Source organism: Stenotrophomonas sp. YJH_SMC_120, from assembly GCF_059368675.1.
Window position 1 is genome coordinate 187016 of sequence record NZ_JCAFRY010000001.1, and the last position, 22474, is coordinate 209489.

At 66.8% G+C, this 22474-nt stretch carries 23 protein-coding genes, 5 tRNA genes and 1 pseudogene; 5 read left to right on the plus strand and 24 right to left on the minus strand.

The genetic code is table 11. From position 1 onward, the window contains the following. Positions 1-9: 9 nt before the first annotated feature. Entirely contained in the window at positions 10-528 is a 519-nt protein-coding gene (locus tag AC5P60_RS01060) for a P-loop nucleotide/nucleoside kinase family protein (RefSeq protein WP_081284545.1), read from the minus strand. 261 nt (positions 529-789) lie between these two features. Between AC5P60_RS01060 and AC5P60_RS01065 the strand changes: the two genes are divergently transcribed. Next, positions 790-1866 carry an alpha/beta hydrolase family protein gene (locus AC5P60_RS01065; RefSeq protein WP_495201663.1) on the plus strand — a complete coding sequence of 359 codons (1077 nt, stop codon included), beginning with the start codon at positions 790-792 and terminating at the stop codon, positions 1864-1866. A gap of 259 nt (positions 1867-2125) precedes the next feature. Here AC5P60_RS01065 and AC5P60_RS01070 read toward each other — a convergent pair whose 3' ends face one another. Together AC5P60_RS01070 and AC5P60_RS01075 are read right to left on the minus strand one after the other, a co-directional pair. Next, positions 2126-2395: a hypothetical protein gene (locus tag AC5P60_RS01070; protein WP_005408911.1), complete on the minus strand. Its 270-nt coding sequence runs from the start codon at positions 2393-2395 to the stop codon at positions 2126-2128. Positions 2396-2519: 124 nt separating this feature from the next. Next, the gene (locus tag AC5P60_RS01075) at positions 2520-3224 is read right to left on the minus strand and encodes an ArsR/SmtB family transcription factor (protein WP_483692844.1); all 705 of its coding nucleotides are present in this window, start codon (positions 3222-3224) and stop codon (positions 2520-2522) included. Positions 3225-3327: 103 nt separating this feature from the next. Here AC5P60_RS01075 and AC5P60_RS01080 point away from each other — a divergent pair, with 103 nt between their 5' ends. Continuing rightward, positions 3328-3969, plus strand: a complete 642-nt coding sequence (locus tag AC5P60_RS01080) for a flavin reductase family protein (protein ID WP_483692845.1) — start codon at positions 3328-3330, stop codon at positions 3967-3969. Between the two features lie 10 nt (positions 3970-3979). On the opposite strand, the gene AC5P60_RS01085 is transcribed toward AC5P60_RS01080, so the two are convergent. The 3 genes from AC5P60_RS01085 to AC5P60_RS01095 form a co-directional block, all read right to left on the minus strand. Continuing rightward, positions 3980-4525, minus strand: a complete 546-nt coding sequence (locus AC5P60_RS01085) for a DUF4124 domain-containing protein (protein ID WP_033834659.1) — start codon at positions 4523-4525, stop codon at positions 3980-3982. Between the two features lie 74 nt (positions 4526-4599). Continuing rightward, positions 4600-5148: a GNAT family N-acetyltransferase gene (locus tag AC5P60_RS01090; protein ID WP_049452811.1), complete on the minus strand. Its 549-nt coding sequence runs from the start codon at positions 5146-5148 to the stop codon at positions 4600-4602. Positions 5149-5191: 43 nt separating this feature from the next. Next, positions 5192-5689: a GNAT family N-acetyltransferase gene (locus AC5P60_RS01095; protein ID WP_495201664.1), complete on the minus strand. Its 498-nt coding sequence runs from the start codon at positions 5687-5689 to the stop codon at positions 5192-5194. A gap of 107 nt (positions 5690-5796) precedes the next feature. Between AC5P60_RS01095 and AC5P60_RS01100 the strand changes: the two genes are divergently transcribed. Further along, a complete protein-coding gene (locus tag AC5P60_RS01100) occupies positions 5797-6201 on the plus strand; it encodes an NUDIX hydrolase (protein WP_053451721.1) in 405 nt (134 codons plus the stop codon). Between the two features lie 73 nt (positions 6202-6274). Here the strand turns inward: AC5P60_RS01100 and AC5P60_RS01105 are convergent. The 3 genes from AC5P60_RS01105 to AC5P60_RS01115 form a co-directional block, all read right to left on the minus strand. Then, a tRNA-Cys gene (locus tag AC5P60_RS01105) sits at positions 6275-6348 on the minus strand. Between the two features lie 66 nt (positions 6349-6414). Beyond that, positions 6415-6490: transfer RNA gene (locus AC5P60_RS01110), tRNA-Gly, on the minus strand. Between the two features lie 142 nt (positions 6491-6632). Continuing rightward, positions 6633-6708, minus strand: a tRNA-Gly gene (locus AC5P60_RS01115). Positions 6709-6838: 130 nt separating this feature from the next. On the opposite strand from AC5P60_RS01115, the gene AC5P60_RS01120 reads away from it, so the two are divergent. Beyond that, on the plus strand, positions 6839-7240 hold the full coding sequence (locus tag AC5P60_RS01120; RefSeq protein ID WP_012479693.1) for a hypothetical protein: 402 nt from the start codon (positions 6839-6841) through the stop codon (positions 7238-7240). Further along, positions 7233-7682: a hypothetical protein gene (locus AC5P60_RS01125; protein ID WP_033833853.1), complete on the plus strand. Its 450-nt coding sequence runs from the start codon at positions 7233-7235 to the stop codon at positions 7680-7682. Before AC5P60_RS01120 ends, AC5P60_RS01125 begins: the two co-directional genes overlap by 8 nt. 2 nt (positions 7683-7684) lie before the next feature. Here AC5P60_RS01125 and AC5P60_RS01130 read toward each other — a convergent pair whose 3' ends face one another. From AC5P60_RS01130 to AC5P60_RS01200, 15 genes and pseudogenes are all read right to left on the minus strand, one after another. Then, positions 7685-8605, minus strand: coding sequence for an HlyD family secretion protein (locus tag AC5P60_RS01130; protein ID WP_049452179.1), 921 nt, complete (start codon positions 8603-8605; stop codon positions 7685-7687). Next, the gene (locus AC5P60_RS01135; RefSeq protein ID WP_005408900.1) at positions 8602-9330 is read right to left on the minus strand and encodes an ABC transporter ATP-binding protein; all 729 of its coding nucleotides are present in this window, start codon (positions 9328-9330) and stop codon (positions 8602-8604) included. The genes AC5P60_RS01130 and AC5P60_RS01135 overlap by 4 nt, the downstream gene beginning before the upstream one ends. Positions 9331-9340: 10 nt before the next feature. Beyond that, the gene (locus AC5P60_RS01140; RefSeq protein ID WP_033835993.1) at positions 9341-10480 is read right to left on the minus strand and encodes an ABC transporter permease; all 1140 of its coding nucleotides are present in this window, start codon (positions 10478-10480) and stop codon (positions 9341-9343) included. Continuing rightward, a pseudogene (locus AC5P60_RS01145) lies at positions 10477-11941 on the minus strand (TolC family protein). Before AC5P60_RS01145 ends, AC5P60_RS01140 begins: the two are co-directional and overlap by 4 nt. A 369-nt stretch (positions 11942-12310) precedes the next feature. Continuing rightward, positions 12311-12386, minus strand: a tRNA-Gly gene (locus AC5P60_RS01150). A 115-nt stretch (positions 12387-12501) separates the two neighbouring features. After that, complete coding sequence (locus tag AC5P60_RS01155; protein ID WP_483692846.1) at positions 12502-13608, minus strand: NAD(P)/FAD-dependent oxidoreductase; 1107 nt, start codon at positions 13606-13608, stop codon at positions 12502-12504. Between the two features lie 138 nt (positions 13609-13746). Beyond that, positions 13747-13822, minus strand: a tRNA-Gly gene (locus AC5P60_RS01160). A 236-nt stretch (positions 13823-14058) separates the two neighbouring features. Further along, entirely contained in the window at positions 14059-14685 is a 627-nt protein-coding gene (gene pgsA / locus AC5P60_RS01165; protein ID WP_483692847.1) for a CDP-diacylglycerol--glycerol-3-phosphate 3-phosphatidyltransferase, read from the minus strand. 18 nt (positions 14686-14703) lie between these two features. Continuing rightward, entirely contained in the window at positions 14704-16548 is a 1845-nt protein-coding gene (uvrC, locus tag AC5P60_RS01170) for an excinuclease ABC subunit UvrC (protein ID WP_033833872.1), read from the minus strand. Then, positions 16545-17957, minus strand: a complete 1413-nt coding sequence (locus AC5P60_RS01175; RefSeq protein ID WP_483692849.1) for a hypothetical protein — start codon at positions 17955-17957, stop codon at positions 16545-16547. The genes uvrC and AC5P60_RS01175 overlap by 4 nt, the downstream gene beginning before the upstream one ends. Further along, positions 17954-18442 (minus strand): low molecular weight protein-tyrosine-phosphatase, encoded by a 489-nt coding sequence (locus tag AC5P60_RS01180; protein ID WP_495201665.1) that lies wholly within the window; start codon positions 18440-18442, stop codon positions 17954-17956. The genes AC5P60_RS01175 and AC5P60_RS01180 overlap by 4 nt, the downstream gene beginning before the upstream one ends. Next, entirely contained in the window at positions 18439-19212 is a 774-nt protein-coding gene (gene kdsB, locus AC5P60_RS01185; RefSeq protein WP_033833870.1) for a 3-deoxy-manno-octulosonate cytidylyltransferase, read from the minus strand. Before kdsB ends, AC5P60_RS01180 begins: the two co-directional genes overlap by 4 nt. Before the next feature lie 74 nt (positions 19213-19286). After that, positions 19287-20306, minus strand: coding sequence for a tetraacyldisaccharide 4'-kinase (gene lpxK, locus AC5P60_RS01190; protein ID WP_005408875.1), 1020 nt, complete (start codon positions 20304-20306; stop codon positions 19287-19289). Continuing rightward, entirely contained in the window at positions 20306-22054 is a 1749-nt protein-coding gene (msbA, locus tag AC5P60_RS01195) for a lipid A export permease/ATP-binding protein MsbA (RefSeq protein WP_049451352.1), read from the minus strand. Before msbA ends, lpxK begins: the two co-directional genes overlap by 1 nt. Then, the gene (locus tag AC5P60_RS01200) at positions 22051-22473 is read right to left on the minus strand and encodes an ExbD/TolR family protein (protein ID WP_004152323.1); all 423 of its coding nucleotides are present in this window, start codon (positions 22471-22473) and stop codon (positions 22051-22053) included. Before AC5P60_RS01200 ends, msbA begins: the two co-directional genes overlap by 4 nt. Position 22474: the final 1 nt, after the last annotated feature.

Genomic DNA, 22474 nt, shown 5'->3' on the forward strand with positions numbered 1-22474 from the left:
CCGACCGCGCTATGCCGGGCCTGCCTCGGTGTAGCGCATCACCATGAAACCCTCTTCTGCGGCCGGTGCAACGAAGTGGCGGGTGATCTGCTCGAATTCCTCATCGCTGGCCTGGAAGGGATGCTCGCCGCATGCATTGCGTGCACGCAGCCGCGCCTTGCAGACCTCGTCGGCGATATCGAGGAAGTGCAGTTGATGCGCGGCGCCCACTGGCGAGAACACCTCACGTGCCCACCCGCGGGTTGCGGGCGTGTTGAAGGGGAAATCGAGCACCACCGAGACGCCGGCCCGCAGCAGCGTACGCAGATGATCGGTCAGCACGCTGCGCAGCGTGGCTGCGCGCTGCAGATAATCGGCGACGGAGTGGATTTCACCCGGGTGCAGCGTGGCCAACCAGGCATCTTCGCTGATCAATACGTGGCGAGGATTGGCCGCCAGCTGTTGCGACAACGTCGATTTTCCTGCGCCGATCTTGCCGCACAGCAGGTGCAGGGTTGCGCCGCCATCGGCGGATGAAGGGTGTTGCATCTGCGATCTCCTCGGTGGATTCCAGTTCCCGGGAGAGCGCTGCATGCAATCCGCCTTCCCGGGCGGGTTGCAGGGCCGTGACGACCGCGCGCTACCCCGCCTTCCCGTGGGGAATGCGGATAATCGACGCGGTGACGTGCGGAGCCATGCCACCAGCGTAGAGCGCCGCCTGTACGGCCCGCAATCCCCTGCGGCAGTGCAGCGCGCGCAACATTCCGCTGGCATCTATGCTCTGCGCCATTCCCGCATGGAATGACCACGATGCGCCCCTTGCTTCGATGTGCCCTCGCCCTTGGCCTGCTGCATGCTTCGACGGCATCGCTGGCAGCACCAACCACGGCACCACGCACGCTCAGCGGCGAGCTGCAGGGCGCCCCCTGGCGGCTGGATGTACCGGCAGACTGGAACGGCGACCTGGTGATGCTGGCCCATGGCTATGAGCCCGTGGGCGTGCCACGCACCACGCCGATGGCCGCCGGTGACAGCACCGCAGCACTGCTGGGCGCGGGCTACGCCGTCGCGCAGAGCGCGTATTCCAGCCAAGGCTGGGCGGTGGCCGAGGCGATCACCGACATGGAACACCTGCGACAGCATGCCCTGGGTGAACTCAAGCGCGTGCGACACACCTGGATGCTGGGCTTCTCGATGGGTGGTGCCGTAACCATTGGCAGCCTCGAGCGTTTCCCGCAGCACTATGCCGGTGGTGTGTCGCTGTGCGGCGCCAATCTCAGTGGCGAACAGATCGCGGCCGACCTGCTGACCACACTGGTCGCGTTCGATTATTTCTTCCCCAAGGCTGAGGGGTTGCCGGCCACCGGGTTGGCGTCGCGCGAAGCAGCCATGCTGGCCCAGAGCGAGCTTTACCAGGGCATCGCCACCACGCTGCAACGCGACCCGGCGCATGCCGCGTTGCTGGCGCAGCGGCTGCAGGTTTCCCCCGATGAAGTGGCCGGCACGATCAGCCTGCACGCCCTGGTGCTGCACGAGCTGGCCACACGCAGCGGTGGCATGCCGGTCGGCAACAGGGGCACGGTCTACAGCGGCTTCGGCGATGACGCCGCATTCAACGCCGGGGTGCGGCGCATCGATGCTGTACCTGCCGCGCAGGCCAGGGTGCGCGCGGCGCTGGCGCTGACCGGCGCACTGCAGCGCCCGCTGGTGATCCAGTTCAACCACAACGACCCCACCATCGTGCCGCACATGCAGACGGTGTATCCGCAGTTGGCCGCACACGCCGGTGCGCGGCCAGCGCCACGGGTACTGCCATCGGTGGGCGAAGGACATTGTGGCTTCTCTGAAGCACAGGTTGTCGATGCCTTGAAGACAGTGCAACGCTGAGTCCATCGCGTAGCGAAACGTGTCCGCCAGGCTGGCAACGCTTACGGTGCAGGGACCCGCGCAGCATGTGTCGCCTCCCCTCGATCCGACCGCGCACCTGTTCGGCATGCCCGAAGGCGAGTGGCTGGGCTTCGACATGTCGGTGCCGTTTGCCCACCCCGGTGTCGGCCGACCAGCACAGTGCCGTTCGATGCGCGCGGTCAGATCGGCGCGCTCGGCCAGGTCTTGGCCGTGCGCCCGTAGCCGCAGCAGGCGGGGATCAGCCGCCCAGCGTGCCCATCGTGAAGGTGTAGCCCGAGCTCATCAAGAATTCGCGCATGCGCATTTCCGCGCGCCGCGGTGAGGCCAGGTTGGCCGGCGCATACAGGGCGTACACCAGGCCCGATCCCTCGATATGCTCGCGGCGGACCTCGCAGCGGGCAGTTTCCGAGGCTATCACCCATCCGTCCTTCAGCCGCTCCGGCCCGATGGATTGCCCGTTCTTCAACCGAAAGGTCAGCCAACGCACATCTGCCATGATTTTGCTCATTTCCGATTCGCTCCGTGCCCGAAGCGACCCGTGATGTCCTTGCTCGCCATTGCAGCTCCCTGAGACGTGGAACTCGACCATAACGCCTTGCCATGTCGCGGGTGGCTGAGACTGGCCGCGCCGCTCAGGTCGCCAGGTTGAAGAGCCGCCACAACGCCTCGCGCCCGGGTGGCGTCAGCCGCAGTTCGCGCCGGCCCTCGACGCGCCGCAGCCAATCGTTGTTCACGAAACTGTCCAGCATCGCCCCACCGACCAGCCCTGCCAGGTGTGGCCGCCGTTCGGTGCAGTCCAGGCAGCCACGGCAGTAGCGCGCCGGCTTGGCCGCCACCGGCTGCTGCAGGAGCTCGCGCAACGGCAGGCCCAGTCCGGCAAGGAATGCGGCGCCTCCAGCGCTGATCTGCCAATGCCCTTCGCATGGCAGTACATGCCCCGCCTGCAGCAGGCGATCGGTGATGGCGACCGCGTGCACGCCGGCCAGGTGCCGATAGCAGGAACGCGCCTCGCGCAGTGCAGGCATGCTGCGCGCGGCCGCAGCGGTACAGGAAGGGGTACGGTCGGCCACGCGCAGCATGCCTTCGAGCATCTCTGCCACCTCGCTTGATGCCAGCCGGTGGTAGCGATGACGCCCCTGCGCCACCGCCACCAGCAGGTCACCCTCGACCAGCCTGCGCAGGTGCGTGCTCGCCGTCTGCGGCGTTACCCCGGCCACGCGCGCCAGCTCCATCGCGGTGTAAGCCCGTCCATCCATCAACTGCAGCAGCATGGCGGCACGCGCCTGGTCCCCGACCAGGGCACCGACACTGACAAGGGAACCGGAGGTGTGGACCATGCCCCATTGTGGCATGCCGTCATCTGCCAACAGTTCGATGCAGGCCGAAGCGTCAGCAGCCGACTGCGCGGCACAGTGCTCGCCCGCAACCGCGAGACCTGCCGTGAAGACCGCTTCGATCCATCGCCGCCGCATCACCCCTTCGGTCCTGTACCCAGGTACGCCCGTGCTGCTGATGACCACGTTGAATGACGATGGCAGCAGCAACATCAGCCCGCTTTCTTCGTTCTGGGCGCTGGGCAACCGGGTAGTGCTGGGTCTCGGTACGCAGGGCCAGGGCTATCGCAACCTGCAACTGCGCAACGAGTGCGTGCTGAACTTCCCCTCATCCGCGCAGGCCGCACAGGTCGAGGCGATCGCGCGGGCAACCGGCTGTAACCCGGCGCCGACCGCCAAGCAGGCGATGGGCTACGTGCACGTGCGCGACAAGTTCGCACTGGGCGGATTCACCGCCGCCGTGTCGACGCATGTTGCTCCGCTGGCCATTGCCGAGTGCCCGCTGCAGGTGGAGGCCACCGTCATGGCGATGCATCCACCCGGCGAGGATGATGGCCAGGGCTTCGTGATCGTCGAAGGCCGCATCCGCTGCGTGCATGCGCACGAAGACATCACCGTGCACGGCACCCAGCACATCGATGTGACGCGCTGGAAACCGCTGATCTACCTGTTCCGGCACTACCTGGGCGTGAGCGCGCCGGTTGGGCGGAACTTCCGTGCGGAGACACCCATGCGCCTTCCCGCCTAGCGGGAACGACTCATGGCGTACCCGCGGGTACGTTGCTGAACTTGTCGCGCACCGAGCGCTCGCGTTCACGCCGGGTCGAGGCGCACCGTTCGCGCGCACTCGCCATCTGTGTATCCGCCGCCATCCGCTCGGCACTCAACGATTGCTGCAGGCTGGCAATCTGCGTACGGATGCCCGAGTCACGGGTTGCGCCGGCCAGGTTGTTGCTCGACGCGGCCATCTGCCGGTTCAACTCGGCGATCTGCCGACCGATCTGCTGGCTGCGCGACTCCAGCGGACCGTAGATGCGCGAGCGCTCGCCCTGCACGCAGTTGCGCTCGGCGATACCGGCGTCGGCCAGTTCGGTGTTCTGGTACACCGCCGCGCGGTTCGATGCCTCCCCCGCCGTTTCCGTGGAGGAACGGCTGGAACGCAGCTTCATGGGTTCAGCGCCGGCAGCACAGGGATTCTGGCTGTATACCGTTTCACCGGAAGCGCCCTTGCACTTGTAGACCTGAGCCGATGCCAGCGGGAAACACCCCAGCAGCATCATCGCCATCACTACCTTCCCCTTCATCCTGCACCGCTCCCTGGTTCATTGGACAACCGCCACGATACGGTGGTTTGGTGGTGACTGCACGCTGGCGCCGTTCAGACCGTTTCGCCCTGCAGATCGAGCAAGGCCGTGGTCCAGCGGCGCGCTCCCAGCGTGGCCACCATGCCGCCGCGGTAGACGAACCTGCGTACGTGGCCGTCTTCAATGAAGCAGGTCTCGTTCTGCATCGGCACATAGCCCACAGAGGCATAGTGCCGATGATCCAGGGCGAACAGCACGGCGAAATCGATACCGTGCCGGCACAGCTCTGCATGGGCCGCTTCGATCAACCGCGAGGCAACGCCCTGCCGGCGAACGTCGGCACGCACCACCACGCCGCCAATCAAGCCCATGCGTTCCGGCTCGCCGTCCAGCAGTACGTTGCGTTCGTACAGCGCGAGATGTGCGACAACGTGATCACCTCCCATCGCCAGGACCAGAGCGACCGGCCCCGGGATGGCGTAGCCCTCGCCCTGCATGTCCGGGAAAGCCTGGCGAAGCAGATCCACCGCCTGCTGACGGTGTTGCGGCGCTACGCTTTGCCAGCGGCATACCTGAACGTGCATTGCCCCATCTTCGTCGAATGAATGTGTGTCCAGGCCCATCGTGCCACGGAAACATGACCGGGCTCGCAGTAACGTTTCACTGTCAGTGCAATGTGATCCAGTACGAGACGATATCCGTGTAGATGCCCTCGCGCTTGACTGCGCGCGGCTCCCTGCCGAGTACGCTGAAACCCAGCGATTCATACAGCCCGCGCGCAGCAGCATTGTCCGCCAGCACCGTGAGGGTGAGCGATTCAATGCCCTCAGCGCGCGCAGATGCAAACGCAGCAAGAAGAAGCTGGCGGGCGATACCCTGGCCACGGTGGCCGGTGCCCACATGGACACTGTGCACTTCCGCCGTATGCCGTCGCGCCATCCGCATCGGGCGTACGTAGCGCAGGGAACCCGCAAGCTTGCCGTCGATGAAAGCGCCGAAGTAACGCGTCCCGGGATCAGCAAGCTGGGCGCGCATCACGTCTGCTGTCTCATTCTGCGCCTCGGCCAGCGTGGACAGGAACGCAGCGGGCGACTCGCGAAGCGCCTGCAACCGCGCCTGCCAGAGAATGTCGGCGTCGTCAGCACCAAGTTGCCGGATGACCATGCGACACACCCGCGAGGTTGTTGATGCACAGGTGCCCAGCCTAGCGCGGGTTCGCCTGATGCGGCGTGCATGCAAGAATGAAAACCGTCCCTCCTTCATTCACCGCCATGACTGAACTGCAGATTCCCCGCGTTGGATGCGGCGCCGTCGTCCGTGATGCCGACGGCCGCATCCTGCTGATCCAGCGCGGACGCGATCCGGAGCGCGGGTATTGGGGCCTGCCTGGCGGCAAAGTCGACTGGATGGAAACGGTGGAGGCTGCCGTGGTCCGCGAAGTCCGCGAGGAGACCGCCTTGGAAGTGCAGCTGCTGCGCCTGCTGTGCGTGGCCGATCATTTCGAGCCGGCGCTTGTGCAGCACTGGGTCGCGCCCATCTACGAGGCACGGGCACTTGCGGGTGCCGAGGCTTCCATCCAGGAGCCGGGCGTGCAGACCGGGCTGGGCTGGTTCGCGCGGGATGCTCTGCCCCAGCCGCTGACCCAGGCCACGGTGCAGGCGCTGGCCCGGTTGTAGCGGGTATCGATCCGGGCGCGGGCCGGCATCCAGCCAAACAAAAAAGCCCTGACCGAAGTCAGGGCTTTTCAATTGGAGGCCTCAAGCGGAATCGAACCGCTGTAAACGGATTTGCAATCCGGTGCATAGCCACTCTGCCATGAGGCCAACGTACTGCGCGCCAGGAACTGGGCCCTGACAAGACAAAACCCCATGATGGGGCCTGTCGGAACATGGAGCGGGAAACGAGACTCGAACTCGCGACCTCAACCTTGGCAAGGTTGCGCTCTACCAACTGAGCTATTCCCGCGTAAGCCGACATGCTACCGGAAATCCGGAAAACACACCAGCGATTTCACTTTTCTGACTGCGCGCAAAGCCTTGTGGCCCAACGTGCCCCGCCTTGCCGTGGCGGGAGAAAAACAAGGCCCCTGCCGGGGCCCTGTAGAATCTGGAGCGGGAAACGAGACTCGAACTCGCGACCTCAACCTTGGCAAGGTTGCGCTCTACCAACTGAGCTATTCCCGCAGATTCCGTTCGACCTGCGTCGAAGGAGCGCTATTGTGTCCAAATTCCTTCACGCCGTCAACAGTCTTCACATCATGCGGTCACGGACGTCCGCAGTGGGGTACGCTGCCCCGCCCGGCCCCGTTCGCCCATGCTCCTTCGCGGCACGCCTCTGTTGATCGCCCTGCTGCTGCATCTGCTGGTGGCCCTGCTGTACTGGGCGCTGATGCCGATGGGAATGAACTGGTATCGCGACCATTTCGGCTTTGCTTCACATCGTGACATCGGCCTGGGCATCGCCCAGTTCTATCTGTTCTGGATGTTCATTGGCGCCCAGCCGCTGATCGCGGTGCTGCGGCCACTGTTTGCCAAGCTGCTGGTGCTGGCGATTCCCCTGGCGTTCGCGAGTTGGACACTGATGCACAACCATCCGCTGCGCCTGCTGTACTTCACCCTCGGGCCCGGCCTGCTGGCACTGGCCGCGATCGCCATTTCCGCGTGGTATGCATCACGCAACCGCCTGCCTGCCGCCACGGACACCGCCGATGCCTAGACGCTACGTCCGCCTATTCTGGTTGCTGGTTGCGTTGACCTGGCTGGCGCTGATCGCCGCACTGGTCAATGCCGGCTTCACCCCAGACTACTGGCTGCTGCATCACCTGGAAGGCGCCGAGTCGCCCTACCCGACCAGCACTGTCATCGTGTTCGCGTTGCTGGGCACCGTCGAACTGGTGGTGGCCGCCTTGATCGTGCGGCCGTGGCGACTGAAACGACTGTGGCTGCGCCTGCTGATCGCCTTCGCCCTGCTGCTGGCATGGTCGGTGCCGTGGATGCTGTCAGCCATGCACCAGCCGCCGGTACACGGCATGCATCTGCTGTGGTTGTTGCTGCTGGACGTGGGACTGCTGCTGGCGCTGTGCATGGTGTCGGCGGTGAGCGCATGGCGGGCGCTCAGGCGTCGAGGGCGCGCGGATGCGCCCCCGCCGCAGCACTAGGCTTACTTCCGGAACTCCACCCGCACATGCTGGCCGAAGCGCGCCTTGGCCTCGCCATCGAACTCCAGCACGCACTCCACCACCTTGGCCACGCCACGCCCAGCGTCTTCAGGCAGGCGTGCCTGTGCGAACACCGGGCTGATGCGTACCACGCGTGCGGGCGGCAGCGTGCTGGTGTTTTCGGCGCCATCGCTGTCCGGAACGACGGTAGCCTTCATGCCGACCTGCACGGCATCGGCGTAGGCCGCGCTGAGTTCGGCACGTACCTGCAGCGGGCGCGCGGGCAGCAGGGAGATTGCCGGCTTGCCGGCCTGCACGAATGCGCCAACGCCCGGCACCTGGCCGACCACGGTGCCAGCTTCCGGCGCGCTCAGCGACATCTGCTGCAGTTTCAGCCTGGCGTGTTCCAGCTTGTGCTGGGCCAGGTCGACCTGCGCACTGGCCACGTCGACATCGGCGCGCACACCCGCCAGCTGCTGCTTGGCCGCATCGGCCTGCTGGTTGGACGACACGCCCTCGCTGGCGCCCGTGGACAGGCGGGTAACGTTGCGCTCCAGTTCGCGCAGCTGCGCCTGGCTGCCCTTCAGGCGATCATTGGCCAGGGCGAGATCGGCGCTGGCCATCGCCACCTCCTGCTGCAGCAAGGCACCATCCAGCGACAGCAGCAGCTGCCCCTTCTTCACCGTGGCGCCTTCCTTCACCGGCGCGGCAGTGATCGAGCCGTCCACCGGCGGTGCCAGCGCGATCAGGCCACCCTCGACATCGATGATGCCGCGTGCCACCGCAACCTTGCCGGCGGCGGTTGCACCGGCCTTGCCCGAAGGCGACTGTGCAGGCGCAGGCGCGTCCCTGGAACAGGCGCCGAGCAGCAGTGCCGCGGACAGGGCCAGGCTGAGGGGGAGCAGGTGCGACGTCTTGGTCATGGGGCGGACTCTACAGTTTCGTTCTGGCGGCGGTCATCACGGACCATGCCGTCTTCCATGGCGATCACCCGATCGGCATGCCGGATCAGGCGCGGATCGTGGCTCACGCACAGCACGGTGGCGCCATGCGCACGTGCGTAGCGATGCAGGATGTCGATCACGCGCTGGCCGTTCTCGGCGTCCAGCGCGCTGGTGGGTTCGTCTGCGAAGATCAGCGTCGGCGACTTGGCGAAGGCGCGGGCAACGGCCACACGCTGCTTCTCGCCGCCGGACAGCTGCGCCGGGCGCATGTGGCTGCGGTGGCTGAGGCCCACTTCTTCCAGCGCCTTGCGCGCCAGCGGTTCGCTTTCGCGATTGCGCATGCCGCGGTAGCCCAGCGGCAGCTGCACCTGCTCCAGCGCAGTCAGTGCCGGGAACAGATTGAAGCCCTGGAACACGAAACCGACATGGTGCAGGCGGAAGCGCTCCACCTCGCTTCGGGTCATGTGCCCCACGTCCTGGCCAAGTGCGTGCACGCGGCCACCATCGGGCGCGGACAGGCCGGACAGCAGCGACAACAGCGTGCTCTTGCCGCAACCCGACGGGCCCGATACCAGGGTCAGCTCGCCAGGATAGATGTCCAGCGACAGGCCACGTAGCACCGGCACCTGCACGTCGCCGGACAGGAAGCCCTTTTCAAGTGCATCGGCCCGCAGGGTCGGGGCGACGGCGCGTGTGGAAGTCATCGGCCGGTCCTCAACGCAGCAGCAACGATGGATCGGAGCGGACGACACTGCGCACCGCCATGATGCTGGAGAGCATGGCCATCACCGCAACCAGCGCCACGCAGCCGAGGATCACCATCGGTGTCAGCTGCACCGGCACGCGCTGGGTCTGCGCGATCAACAGCACCACGGTGCTGAAGGCCGCCGCCAGCAACATGCCCACGCCACCGATCAGCAACGCCTGCTCGAACACCACCCGTGCCAGCGCATAGCGGCCTGCACCGAGTGCATTGAGCGTGGCGTACTCGCGAACCGAGCCAGCCACCACCGACGCGAACGACTGGTTGGTGATCACCGCGCCGACGAAGCAGACGATGACGGCCATGAACAACACCGCGATGCCGGCGCCGGTATCGAACAGCCAATACTGCTGCGAGCGGCTGGCGAACTCCGGCGCGGTCCAGAACTCGACCGGCGTGGCCCGGCCCATCGACGCGGACAAGCGGTCACGCACACGATCGGCCAGGTCCGGCGAGCGCAGGCCCGCCACGAAGTAGGTACTGCCCTCGTGTGGGTCGGTACCGGCGATGGCGCGCGCGGTATCCAGCGAAGCCAGTACGTTGACACCACCAAGGCCACGCAGGCCCGGCTGCGCGGCAACCACGCGCACGGCCTTGCCATTGATCCAGGCGCGGTTGTTCTGCAGGTCCACGCCCAGCGTATCCAGGTCGGCGCTGTCGACGATCACCGCACCCGGTTCGCGCAGCTGTGCACGCAGGTCGGCAGGCAGGATGCGCGCGAACATCATTGCATCGTCGCGGGTGGAGATGCCGGACAGATACACCGACACGTTGCCGGTACCCTGCGCGCTGGAGCGCCATTCGCCATCCACCCACTCGTAAGGTTCGACGCGGGTGACATCCGGATCCATGCGCAGGTGGCTTTCCACATCGGCGCTGATCGCGTGGCCGTAGTTGACGCTCTGGGTGCCGGGGAAACCGGCCCAGATATCGGCCGAAGATGCCTTCACATAGATCGCGGCGGTACCGAAGATGCCCAGCACCAGCGCCGCCTGCACGATCAGCAGCACGCCGGCGAAGCACATCGCCAGCACCACCGGCAGGAACCGGCGCCACTCATAGGCCAGGGTCTTGCGGGCCAGCGCGATCATTGCGGTTCGCCCTCAGCCTCGACCGGCAGCGGTGCGCCACCAAGCGCGCGGTACAGCGACGCAAAAGCCAGCACGCGCGCGCCCTGCGCACCGATCAGATCCGCCTGCGAAGCGAGCGCGGCACGTTGCGTGTCCAGCCCATCGAACTCGCTGGACAGGCCCAGCTGCACCTGCCGCACCTGGCGCTTGACCTGCTGGTTGGCGGCATCATTGGCCGCACGCAGCGATTGGATGCTGCTGTCCTGGCGCGCCAGGCTGCCCAGCGCGCCTTCCACTTCGCTCACGCCTTCCAGCACGGCCTTGCGATACCCGAGCAGCGCGGCGTCCAGTTGCTTCTCATCGGCATGGAAACGCGCACGGCGTTGGCCCCAGTCCCACAGCGGAATATCGACGTATGGACCGATCGACGGACTGGAGTCGGAATTGGAGCGCGCGTTCTGGGTGAGGTTGTAGGCATACAGAATGGAGCCGCCGAGGCTGATCCGCGGGTACATCGCGGCGCGCGCCGAGCCCTTGCTGGCGGCGGCCTGCATCACCTCCGATTCGGCCAGCAGGATCTGCGGACGATGGCGCAACAGGTCCGCTGGGACCTGCTGCAACGAGAACGTGCCCAGCGTCGGCGGCGTTCGGTACGCACGCCAGGTCGGATCCGGGCCATCGCGGCCCAGCAGCAATGCCAGGGCGCGGGCCGCGTTGTCGGCGTTTTTCCCGGGCCTGTGCCGTGGCGGCGCGGGTGGCGGCCTGGCGTGCACGCAGGCGATCCAGTTCGCCCGGCTCATCCAGGCGAAGTCGCTGGCGGACCCGCGCCAGTTGTTCGCCGCGGTCGTCCACGGCCTGCTGGCGCATCAGCAGATCCTGCTGGGCCTGCGCCACGGTCAGGTCCAGATAGCTGCGCACCACGTCGGCAATCACCGCTACCTGCGCGGCATTGCGTAGCGCCTCGGCATTGCCGGCCGAGGCCTGCGCGCTCAGCTGCGCACTCTCGGCGGCGCCGAACAGGCCCAGGTCCCAGATCGCTTCAATGCCGGCATGGAAGTAGGTATCGACAGCGGCGGCGTCCTGCACCTGCTTGGCGCTGGCGGAGATTTCCGGCAGGAAACGCGAGTCGGACGTGCCAGCGACGATCCGAACGGCCTGCAGGCGCAAGGTGGCCTGCTGCAGGTCGAGATTGCCGGCGACCGCCTGATCGACCAGGCCATCCAGCGCCGGGTCGGCCAGCACCTTCCACCACTGCCTGGCGTCCACCGCCACGCCCTGGCCCTGCGGTACCTGGGTCCAGGCGCTGGGTGTGCGATCAGGCAGGTCCGGGACGGGCACCGACATGCAGCCGGCCAAGGCCAGGGTTGCCAAAAACGCACCGGGGCGCAGCACTGCCTGCAGGGAGAGTCCGCGCCCTGTCCTGGGCACTGCCACTGAAGTGATACGCCTGACCACCAGCCCGCCAACGTGTAGAAGGAGCATGAAGGCTACCGTGCGATTGTGGAGCGAACATGGAGAAATGGTCCGAAAAAGGTCACAGCACGCGTGCGGTTCAGGCAACGATGGCGTTGGCCTTTCGCCAGCCTTTCACTGCATGCGACGCACGGAACGCTGGTGCGACATCCGGGCCATTGCGTCTTCTTGCCAACTTCCCCGAGCCCCGCCCCTGCGGTCATCCCCACGACCGATACGCCCCGCCATTCCGATTGCAACACTAACGCTGGAATCGTCCCGCCAGGCCGTCGATATCACGCCCGCCATGACGATGCCATGGCGCGACTGTAGCGCCCCGTGCCGCCAACGTCATGACAAACGAAAGACGCCCCCTTTCGGGAGCGTTCTTCTTGAATCTGGAGCGGGAAACGAGACTCGAACTCGCGACCTCAACCTTGGCAAGGTTGCGCTCTACCAACTGAGCTATTCCCGCAGATTTCGTTCGACCTGCGTCGAAGGAGCGCTATTGTGTCGATATTGCTGCACGGCGTCAACAGGAATTTTCGCCCGCATTGCGGGGAGGCGTTCAGGCCCCCAGGACCGATACCTCAGGTTCGCAGGCCACGGCGGTGGAAGTAGACCTGCTCGGCGATGCGCCGCGTGGCCGCCGTGTGCAGCAGTGCATTGAGCGGCCAGTCCGCCTGCAGATGGTCCATCGCCCAGCGCAGCAGGCGCTTGCCATGGAATGCCGGCGCCACCCGCCGCGCCACCCGTTCCGCTTCCGGCCCTTGCCCACGCAGATGGCGGGCAATCGCCTCGCCGACCGCCCAGCCGTGCCGCCACGAGGAGTGGATGCCCCCGGCGGACAGCGGCGAGACGATGCCCGCCGCGTCGCCGGTCAGGATCAGCCGCTGGCCGGTGATCGGCCCATCCGGCCGGCCGCAGGGGACCAAGCCGGCGCGGGTGGCCGAGGAACGCGCCGAAGGCGGAATGTCGACCACATCGCGCACGTGGTCGAGGAAGCCATCGATATCCGGCGGCCGCACCTGTTGCGGGTCATGACGCAGCGCCAATCCCACCTGCAGCCCGGTCGGATTCTGTGCGACCCAGCCGATGTAGCCCGGTGCGTAGTGCTTGCTGACGAAGCAATGCAGCGCGTCGCCCTGCGGCAAATGCAGGCCGGCGAACTCACGCTCGACGCCGTAGAGGTTGTCACGCACCTGGCCAAGTCCGGTGCGATGTGCCACGCGTGAGCGTGCGCCATCAGCACCAACCAGATAGGCGCATCGCCCTGCCCCATCCACCTGCCAGCCGTCACCACTGCGATGGGCATCGGTGAAAGACCGTTGCAGGCGCAGGTCGACACTATTCGCGCGCAGCTCGCTGGCCAGCCAGCGCATCAGGTTCGGCGTATCGGTGGTGAGGAAGTAATAGCCCGGCGCGACCAGCAACACGTTGCGCAGGTTCGGCGCATACAGGCGCACGTTGGCGACGCGCTGCACCAGATGCTCGGGCATGCGCCCCAACCAGGTCTGCTCCATCGCTTCTTTCACCACGATGCCGGTGGTGTGCAGGCGCTCGCCGGGGTCGGCCTTGCGTTCAAGCACGCAGACGCGCAGACCGTACTGGGCGGCAGCCAATGCGCAGGCGGCACCGGCGAAACTGGCGCCGACGATGACCACGTCGTGGTCGTAGGCGGGGGAAGTGTGAGGCATTGCGGCATCGCCGTGGAGCGTCGGAGATGCAGCTTCGAACTGCCGCGTGGTGAGGCGAAGGAGTGGCGGTGAAGTGAGGATGAAGCGTGGAACACGCAAACGAAAAACGCCCCCTTGCGGGAGCGTTTTTCTTGAATCTGGAGCGGGAAACGAGACTCGAACTCGCGACCTCAACCTTGGCAAGGTTGCGCTCTACCAACTGAGCTATTCCCGCTTGGGAGGCGAAATTTTACCTATTCCAAGGATGGCGTCAAGCGCTTTTTTCAGGGTCTGCCGAGGCACCTGGCACCGCGTATCCACGCATGGCGTGGATCTACTGCAGCGTCTCCGCAAACTGATGGATCCGCCCCCTCCTTGGATGCGGCATTTCCAGTAGATCCACGCCATGCGTGGATGGCAGCAACCGTGGGGTCAGAGCCCTTTCCTGCGGAAAGGGATCCGACCCCGGGCTCAGTTGCCCAGCTTCTTCTGCCGCGCACGCTCGCGCGCAGCGCGCTCGTCATCGCGCAGGCTCGGCCAGGCGACGTGCAGGTACTGCAGGCCCGACCACAGGGTCAGCACCGCGGCAATGGCCAGGGTCCAGTCGCCGATATGGAACACCGGCCAGCCCATCCAGATGTCTTCCACCGGCACGTTCGGGGCCACCGAGTACAGCAGGCACAGCAACGCGACCATCTGCGCGGTGGTCTTGATCTTGCCGATCATCGCCACGCGCACCTTCGCACGCTGGCCCAGCTCGGCCATCCATTCGCGCAGCGCCGATACCGCGATCTCACGGCCGACGATGACCGCCGCCCAGAACGCCATCCACGGCGTCGGATGGCCCTGCACGATCAGGAACAGTGCCACTGCCACCATCAGCTTGTCCGCGACCGGGTCGAGGAAGGCACCGAAGGCCGACTCCAGCTGGTAACGGCGTGCGATCCAGCCATCGAGCCAGTCGGTGATCGCGGCCAGGCCGAAGATCGCCGCCGAAGCGAAGTTGGTCCAGGTGTAGGGCAGGTAGAACACCAGCACCAGCACCGGGATCATCACGATCCGCAACAACGTCAGCCAGGTGGGCAGGGTCAACTTCATGCTTGCGTGCTTCTCTCTCTACTCGGCCGCATCAGGCGTGGCCAACCCGTGCAGGTTAGCGTAGATACGTGCCGCGAGGGCGTCATTGATGCCTTCCACCTTGGCGATTTCCGCTTCGCCAGCGGCTTTCAGGCCCACCAGGCCGCCGAAATGCTTGAGCAGGCTGGCGCGGCGGCGCGGCCCGATGCCGGGGATATCCTCCAGCTTGCTGGTCATCCGCGCCTTCTGGCGGCGCCCCCTGTGGCCGGTGATGGCAAAGCGATGCGCCTCGTCGCGCACCTGCTGGATGAACTGCAGCGCCGGGTTGGCCGCGCCCGGGCGCAGCTCGCGGCCATCGGGCATCACCAGCGCTTCGTGGCCGGCGCGGCGCTCCACGCCTTTGGCCACGCCCACCAGCAGCACGCCTTCCACGCCCAGGTCGGCCAGCGCGGCCTGCGCCTGCGCCAGCTGACCGGCACCACCGTCGATCAGCAGTACGTCCGGCAGCACGCCCTGCTCTTCCACCGCACGGCGGAAGCGCCGATCGATGGCCTGGCGCATCGCAGCGTAGTCGTCGCCCGGCTCGATGCCGCTGATGTTGAAGCGGCGGTACTGCGCGCGTACCGGACCGGCGGCGTCGAACACCACGCACGAGGCCACGGTAGCCTCGCCAAGCGTATGGCTGATATCGAAGCACTCGACCCGCTTGACCGGCTCGGCCAGGCCCAGCATCTCGCGCAGTGCATCGCTGCGCGCGTGCTGCGCATTGCGGCTGTTGAGTTCGGTGGTCAGGGTCAGCTGCGCGTTGCGGCTGGCCAGTTCCACGTAGCCGGCGCGCTCGCCGCGCACGTTCCACTTCAGCTGCACCTTGCGCTCGGCCGAGGCCGACAACGCGGCGACCAGCAGGTCGGCATCGGGGATCTCGCGGTCCAGCAGGATCTCGCGCGGTGGCTCGAATTCGATGTAGTACTGCGAGACAAACGCGGCCAGCACTTCCTCCGGGCTTTCTTCACCATTGGTGCGCGGAAAGAACGGGCGGGTGCCGAGGTTGCGGCCATCACGGAAGGCCAGCAGCAGTACGCAGGCCTGCGAGCCCTGCATGGCCACCGCCAGCACGTCCAGGTCGGCAGCACGGCCATCCACGTACTGGCGGGTCTGCATGCTGCGCAGCGAGGAAATCAGGTCACGCAGGCGCGCGGCCTGCTCGAATTCCAGTGCCTCGCTGGCGGCCTGCATCTGCTCGCCCAGCTCGCGGGTCAGTTCGTCGCTCTTGCCTTCCAGGAACAATGCAGCGCGACGCACCGATTCGGCGTACTCGGCAGGCGCCACCAGCTCCACGCAGGGCGCGCTGCAACGCCCGATCTGGTACTGCAGGCACGGTCGCGAACGGTTGCGGAACACGCTGTCCTCGCAGCTGCGCAGCTTGAACAGCTTGTGCATCAGGTTCAGCGTTTCGCGCACCGCAGTGACGCCGGGATACGGCCCGAAGTAGCGGCCGGGAATGGCGCGCGGGCCGCGGTGCAGGGCGATGCGCGGCCAGTCCTCGCGGGTCAGCAGCACATGCGGATAGGTCTTGTCGTCGCGCAGCGAGACGTTGTAACGCGGCGACAGCGACTTGATCAGCTGGTTTTCCAGCAGCAGCGCCTCGGCTTCCGAGCGCGTCACCGTCACGTCCATGCGCACGATCTGCGAGATCATCGACATGATCCGCGCATTCTTCGGACTGCCGTTGAAATAGCTGCCGACTCGGTTGCGCAGCGCACGCGCCTTGCCGACATACAGCAGGGTGTCGTCGGCCGCGTACATGCGGTACACACCGGGGGCGGTACTGAGCTGGGCCGCGAAGGCCTTGCCGTCGAAGGCCGGGGCGGGAACGTCGGTCATTCGCTGATCGGCACTTCGCTGAGCACGCCGCTTTCGGGGTCGAATCGCAGTATGGCGTGGGCGTCGGTCTCGGCGATCCACACCGCACCGGCACCCACGGCCAACCCGGCCGGGCCGTGCAGGCGGCGCGGCAGCGGCTGGGTGGTCAGTTCGCCACCGCCCAGGCGCAGCGTGCGCAGGCGGCCATTGCCGGTATCGGCAATCCATAGCAGCGGCGCATCCGGACTCAGCGCGATCGCCTGTGGGAACTGCAGGCTGGCCTGCGCGCGCGGGCCATCTTCGTCACCGAAACGCCAGGGGCCCTGCCCGACCAGCGTCTGCACAAGATCCCCGCGCAGCTGCAGTGCACGGATCGAGGAGCCCAGCGCATCGGCCACGTACAGCACCTGCTGCACCACGGCCAGCGCGGTCGGTTGGGCAAAGGCAGCCAGATGGCCGCTGCCGTCACGCTCGTCGATGGCACCGCTGCCGGCGCGCCACTGCAGGCTGCGCTGACCCAGGTGGTAGCTCCAGATGCGGTTGTCGCCGGCCATGGCGATGTGCAGCTGGTTATCGGCGATGGCGAGGCCGGCCGGGTGGTCCAGCGAGACCTGCCGCGCCTGTGCTACCGGGCCCTCCACCGGCGCACCGGGGCGGCCATTGCCGCACAGCGTGTCGACGATGCCGGTCAGCAGGTTGATGCGGCGCACGGCATGGTTGCCGGTGTCGGCCACGTACAGCGCGTCGCGCTCAAGCACCAGCGCCTGCGGGCGATGGAACGCCGCTTCGGCGAGGTTGCCGTCCATGAAATCGGCCGTCCCCAACCCGAACTGGCGCAGGATGCGGCCGCCGTGGCTGCATTCGAGGATGCGGTGATGGCCACTGTCGGCGACGTACAGGCGTTCGGTGCTGACCGCCAGGCCCAGCGGAAAACGCAGGGCCTGCCGCGGCTCCGGATGCAGCTCGGTACCGCCGCGCGGCGGTGCCGACGGCGCACCGTGGCACAGCGCATTCAACGCACGCTCAAGCTCTCCCGGAGCCCCCAGCCCGACCAGCCGCTGCTGCTCGCGACCCTGCGCGTCCAGCAGCACCACGGTCGGCCACGATGTGATGCCGAAGCGACGCCAGCCATCCCAGTCGGCATCGAGCAGGACCGGCATTGACAGCCCTTGGCGGCGCAGCAGTTTGAGTGCGGCGCCGGCGTCACGCTCGAAATCGAAGCGGGGTACCTGCAGGACCAGCGGCTGCAGCATGCCAGGGTGACGCGACAGCCATTGACTGAATTCGGCCAGGCGCTGCGCGCTCCAGGCAGAAGCGGCGTTGACGAACAACAGGGCCACCGGCCGACCGCGCAGTTCGGTCAGGGTACAGGGAGCGGCATTGAGCCAGGTGGCGAACTCGGGCAGGTCCGGGACGGGCTGGACGTTCATGGCCCGATTATGCCGGAGTCGGCGTCATGCAACAGTCGTGCCACTGCACGTTTTGCAGCATTGTCGACCAGCGTCCAGACCTGTTCAAAGTGATCGCTGCCGCCGGTGTAGGGATCCGGGATGGCCGCCTGCCCCTCCCCGCCCGACCAGGGCAGGTACAGCGCCAGCCGCTCACGCTGGGCGGGTGCCACCAAGCGTCCCGCGTCCCGCAGGTTCGCCTCGTCGGCGCACAGGATCCAGTCGAAGCGGTCGAAATCAGCGGCGTGCAGCTGGCGCGCACGCAGGCCGCCGATGTCCACGCCGTGCCCGGCCGCGCAGGTGATCGCACGCCGGTCCGGCGGCTCGCCCACATGCCAGTCACCGGTGCCGGCCGAATCCACCTGCACGCGCCCCGCCAGTGGCGAAGCGTCCAGGCGTGCGCGGAGCGCGCCTTCGGCCATCGGCGAACGGCAGATGTTGCCGAGGCAGACGACCAGCAGCTTCATCGGGCAGCCAGCGTCTGCAGCAGTGCTTCGGCGCGCTCCAGGTCCTCGGGCGTGTCGATGCCCGCCGGGAACGGTTCAGGCGAGATCGCCACGCTGATCGGGTAGCCGGCCTCGAGCACGCGCAGCTGCTCCAGCGATTCGACCTGCTCCAGCCGGCCCGGGGGCATCGCCGCGAACTGCTGCAGGAAACCGGCGCGGTAGCCGTAGATGCCGATGTGGCGCAGCCAGGCATGCCCTTCCGGCAGCACGTCGCGGCTGCGCGCGAAGCCATCGCGGTGCCAGGCAATCGGCGCGCGGCTGAAGTACATCGCCTCGTTGCGCACGTTGCGCACCAGCTTGACCACGTTCGGATCGAACAGGGTTTCTGCATCCTCCACGGCGGTCGCCAGCGTCGACATCGGCGCATTGCCTTCAACCAGCGCCTGGGCCACCGCACGGATTCCCGCAGCCGGCGCGAACGGTTCATCACCCTGCAGGTTGACCACTACGGTGTCGTCGGCCCAGCCGGCGATGCGCGCGCACTCGGCCAGGCGGTCGGTACCGGAGGCATGCGAGGTGGCGGTCATGGCCACCTTCACCTCGGCCAGCCCGGACAGCGCGTCGGCGATGCGTTGATCGTCGGTAGCGACCCAGACCTCGCCAGCGCCGGCCTGCAGCGCGCGGCGCGCCACGTGCAGCACCAGCGGCTCACCACCCAGCAGGCGCAGCGGCTTGCCCGGCAGCCGCGAGGCGGCATAGCGGGCCGGAATGGCGACGACGAATTCGGTCATGGGGCAATACTCGGCAGGCTCGTTACAACGGGGATGCGGCCGGCGGCGCTTGAATGCAAGCGCCGCCGCGCCGCTCAGTTCGGTCGCAGCTTGTCCAGGCGGTCGGTCAGCGCCACCCAGAACGCGGCAGGCAGCTCGGCACGCAACGGCACCGCGTAATGCCAATCGTTGCCGAACGCGCGGCATTTCACCGCATCCTTCTCGGTCATCAGCACCGGCAGCTGGCTGCCGAACGACAGGTCCTGCGGTTGGTAGGCCTGGTGGTCGGCAAAGGCGTGCGGCACCACGCCGATGCCACGCGCGCGCAGCATGTCGAAGAAGCGCTGCGGATGGGCGATGCCGGCCACCGCATGAACACGCTGGCCCTTGAAGTACGACAACGGGCGCGCGCGGCCACCGGCCAGCGGCTGCGCACTGTCGATGTGCAGGGCCATCGGCCACTGGCCGAAACCGCAGGCCTGTGCCGCGCTTTCCTCATCGGCCTGGCCCAGGTTGACCACGCGGAAATCGCATTCGCCGGCACGGCTGACCGGCTCGCGCAGCGGTCCGGCGGGAATCATCCGGCCGTTGCCGTAGCGCCGCTGGGCATCGACCACTTCGATCTCGATGTCGCGCGCCAGCCGGTAATGCTGCAGGCCGTCATCGCAGACGATCACATCGCAGCCGGCCTGGATCAGTGCCCTGCCTGCGGCCACGCGGTCAGCGTCCACGCGCACCGGCACGCCGGTCTTCCAGGCGATCAGCACCGGTTCGTCACCGCCCTTGGCGGTCGGCGTGTCGGCCTGCACCCACAGCGGCTTGTCAGCGTCTTCACGGCCATAGCCACGGCTGGCGACGCCCGGCTTCCAGCCGGCCGCACGCAGGCGCTCGACCAGGGCGATGGTCAGCGGCGTCTTGCCGGTGCCGCCGGCGGTGATGTTGCCAACCACGATGACCGGCACCGGCAGCGCGTAGCGCTTGCGCCATCCACGCCGGTAGGCACGGCGGCGCAGCGCGGTGACGCCGGCATACAGCGGCGCCAGCAGGCGCATCGCCCATGGAACCGGGCTGCCGTCGTACCAGTACGGCGGGGTCTGGGTACCCTTGCCAGCCATCAGTCCTGCCTTTCGCGGAACTGCATGCTGTGCAGATGCTGGTACAGGCCACCCATGGCAAGCAGCTCCCTGTGGGTACCCCGTTCAACGATGCGGCCGTGGTCCATCACCAGCACCTGATCGGCATGCTCGATGGTCGACAGGCGGTGCGCGATGACCAGCGTGGTGCGTTCGGGCATCAGGCGCTGCAGCGCATCCTGCACCAGTCGCTCGGATTCGTTGTCCAGCGCGGCAGTGGCTTCGTCGAGGATCAGGATCGGCGCGTCACGCAGGATCGCGCGGGCGATCGCCAGGCGCTGGCGCTGGCCGCCGGACAGCAGCGCGCCGTTCTCGCCGACCGGGGTCTGCAGCTGCTGCGGCATGCGCGCGATGAACTCCCACGCATTGGCCGCTTCGGCCGCCGCACGGATCTGTTCCTCGCTCGCTTCCATGCCATAGGCGATGTTGGCCGCGATGGTGTCATCGAACAGCATGACCTTCTGCCCGACCATCGCCACCTGCCGACGCAGGTCGGCCAACGGATAGTCATCCAGCGCGACGCCATCGAGGGTGATCACACCACCGCTGGGCTCATAGAAGCGCGGCACCAGCCGGATCAGGCTGGTCTTGCCACTGCCGGAACGACCCACGATGGCGGTGACCGTACCCGGCTTCGCCACGAAACTGATGTCGTCCAGGGCAATGCCGCTGTCCTCGCGGTAGCGCAGCATGACGTGGTCGAAGGCCAGCTCGCCGCGCACGCGCTGCACGTTGTTGCGGCCCTCGTCACGCTCGACCTGCATGTCGAGGATGCCGAACAGGCGTTCGGCGGCGGACACACCGCGGGAGATCGAGGACTGCACGCTGGTCAGGCGGCGCAGCGACGGGATGATCGCTGTCATGGAGATCATCAGGCCCATGAACTGGCCGGCATTGAGGCGGCCTGCCAGTGCTTCACGGGTCGATACCCAGACGATCACCGCCAGCGCCAGCGCGGCCAGGAACTGGACCACGCTGGATGCACCGGCACGGGTGATTTCCACCTTCATGTTCAGCGCCAGCATGCGGTTGGCCAGGCGCGAATAGCGCGACATTTCGTGTTGCTGGGTGCCGTGCACCTTCACTTCCTGCTGGGCCGCCAGCGACTGTTCGGCGGTCTGCGCCATCGTGCCCATGCCGTCCTGGATGCCGCGGCTGATACGGCGGTAGCGCTTGCCAACATAGGACACGATCACGCCGATCATCGGCACCACCACCAGCATCGCCACGGTCACCTTGACACTCATCTGCAGCATCACCGCCAGCATGGCGATGATGGTCAGGGTGTCGGCAACCACGGTCTTGAGCGCATCGGCACTGGCCTGGGTGACCTGCTCGGTATCGAAGTTGAGGCGGCTGACCATCACCGGCGTCGATTCGGTATCAAAATGCGAGGACGGCAGATGTAGGTACTTGGCCAGCACCTGCTCACGCAGGTCGCGCACCACGCTGCGGCCGGTCTTGGCCAGCGCGTAGTCGCTCACCCAGGTGGCAGCGCTGCGCATCAGGAACAGGCCGAGGATGGTCAGCGGCAGGATCACCGCCATTTTCGGTTCGGGATTAACGAAGCCACGGTTGACGAGCGGCTCCATCAGCTTGGTGAAGTGGTAGCCGGCCACCGACTCCACCGCCATGGCGATGACGGCGGCGACCATCATGCCCCAGTAGGCACGGGTGTATCCCAGCAGACGTTTGTAGATCGGCCACACCGGCGCGTGTTTGGAACTCATGGACGCACCTCGGGTGCTGTTGCAATGGCAATACGGCGGAAGCCGAGCTGACCCAGCGCGTCCTGCGCGGTCACCACGGCCTGGTAGGGAGTGCGTGCGTCTGCACGCAGCAGCACGGTCTGCTCGCGATCGCTGCCGGCCACGGCGGCGATGGTCTGCTTGACCGACTCCACGTCGCTGCGCAGCACTTCCTGGTCGTTGATGAAGTAACGGCCTTCGGCGTTGATCAGCACGCTGAGCGAGCGCGGCGGCTCGTTGGTCTGCTGCTGGCTGGCGGTCGGCAACTGCACCTGCAGCGTCGAACGCGCGTCGAAGGTGGTGGTGACCACGAAGAAGATGATCAGCACCAGGATGACGTCGATCAGCGGCACCAGGTCGATATGCGGCTCATCCTGGGATCGGTCGTTGCCGATACGCATC

Excerpts from the sequence above, each read along its gene's own strand:
- AC5P60_RS01060 (WP_081284545.1), bottom strand. The coding sequence starts at position 528 with ATGCAACACCCTTCATCCGCCGATGGCGGCGCAACCCTGCACCTGCTG.
- AC5P60_RS01065 (WP_495201663.1), top strand. The coding sequence starts at position 790 with ATGCGCCCCTTGCTTCGATGTGCCCTCGCCCTTGGCCTGCTGCATGCT.
- AC5P60_RS01070 (WP_005408911.1), bottom strand. The coding sequence starts at position 2,395 with ATGAGCAAAATCATGGCAGATGTGCGTTGGCTGACCTTTCGGTTGAAG.
- AC5P60_RS01075 (WP_483692844.1), bottom strand. The coding sequence starts at position 3,224 with ATGGTCCACACCTCCGGTTCCCTTGTCAGTGTCGGTGCCCTGGTCGGG.
- AC5P60_RS01085 (WP_033834659.1), bottom strand. The coding sequence starts at position 4,525 with ATGAAGGGGAAGGTAGTGATGGCGATGATGCTGCTGGGGTGTTTCCCG.
- AC5P60_RS01090 (WP_049452811.1), bottom strand. The coding sequence starts at position 5,148 with ATGGGCCTGGACACACATTCATTCGACGAAGATGGGGCAATGCACGTT.
- AC5P60_RS01095 (WP_495201664.1), bottom strand. The coding sequence starts at position 5,689 with ATGGTCATCCGGCAACTTGGTGCTGACGACGCCGACATTCTCTGGCAG.
- AC5P60_RS01100 (WP_053451721.1), top strand. The coding sequence starts at position 5,797 with ATGACTGAACTGCAGATTCCCCGCGTTGGATGCGGCGCCGTCGTCCGT.
- AC5P60_RS01120 (WP_012479693.1), top strand. The coding sequence starts at position 6,839 with ATGCTCCTTCGCGGCACGCCTCTGTTGATCGCCCTGCTGCTGCATCTG.
- AC5P60_RS01125 (WP_033833853.1), top strand. The coding sequence starts at position 7,233 with ATGCCTAGACGCTACGTCCGCCTATTCTGGTTGCTGGTTGCGTTGACC.
- AC5P60_RS01130 (WP_049452179.1), bottom strand. The coding sequence starts at position 8,605 with ATGACCAAGACGTCGCACCTGCTCCCCCTCAGCCTGGCCCTGTCCGCG.
- AC5P60_RS01135 (WP_005408900.1), bottom strand. The coding sequence starts at position 9,330 with ATGACTTCCACACGCGCCGTCGCCCCGACCCTGCGGGCCGATGCACTT.
- AC5P60_RS01140 (WP_033835993.1), bottom strand. The coding sequence starts at position 10,480 with ATGATCGCGCTGGCCCGCAAGACCCTGGCCTATGAGTGGCGCCGGTTC.
- AC5P60_RS01155 (WP_483692846.1), bottom strand. The coding sequence starts at position 13,608 with ATGCCTCACACTTCCCCCGCCTACGACCACGACGTGGTCATCGTCGGC.
- pgsA (WP_483692847.1), bottom strand. The coding sequence starts at position 14,685 with ATGAAGTTGACCCTGCCCACCTGGCTGACGTTGTTGCGGATCGTGATG.
- uvrC (WP_033833872.1), bottom strand. The coding sequence starts at position 16,548 with ATGACCGACGTTCCCGCCCCGGCCTTCGACGGCAAGGCCTTCGCGGCC.
- AC5P60_RS01175 (WP_483692849.1), bottom strand. The coding sequence starts at position 17,957 with ATGAACGTCCAGCCCGTCCCGGACCTGCCCGAGTTCGCCACCTGGCTC.
- AC5P60_RS01180 (WP_495201665.1), bottom strand. The coding sequence starts at position 18,442 with ATGAAGCTGCTGGTCGTCTGCCTCGGCAACATCTGCCGTTCGCCGATG.
- kdsB (WP_033833870.1), bottom strand. The coding sequence starts at position 19,212 with ATGACCGAATTCGTCGTCGCCATTCCGGCCCGCTATGCCGCCTCGCGG.
- lpxK (WP_005408875.1), bottom strand. The coding sequence starts at position 20,306 with ATGGCTGGCAAGGGTACCCAGACCCCGCCGTACTGGTACGACGGCAGC.
- msbA (WP_049451352.1), bottom strand. The coding sequence starts at position 22,054 with ATGAGTTCCAAACACGCGCCGGTGTGGCCGATCTACAAACGTCTGCTG.
- AC5P60_RS01200 (WP_004152323.1), bottom strand. The coding sequence starts at position 22,473 with ATGCGTATCGGCAACGACCGATCCCAGGATGAGCCGCATATCGACCTG.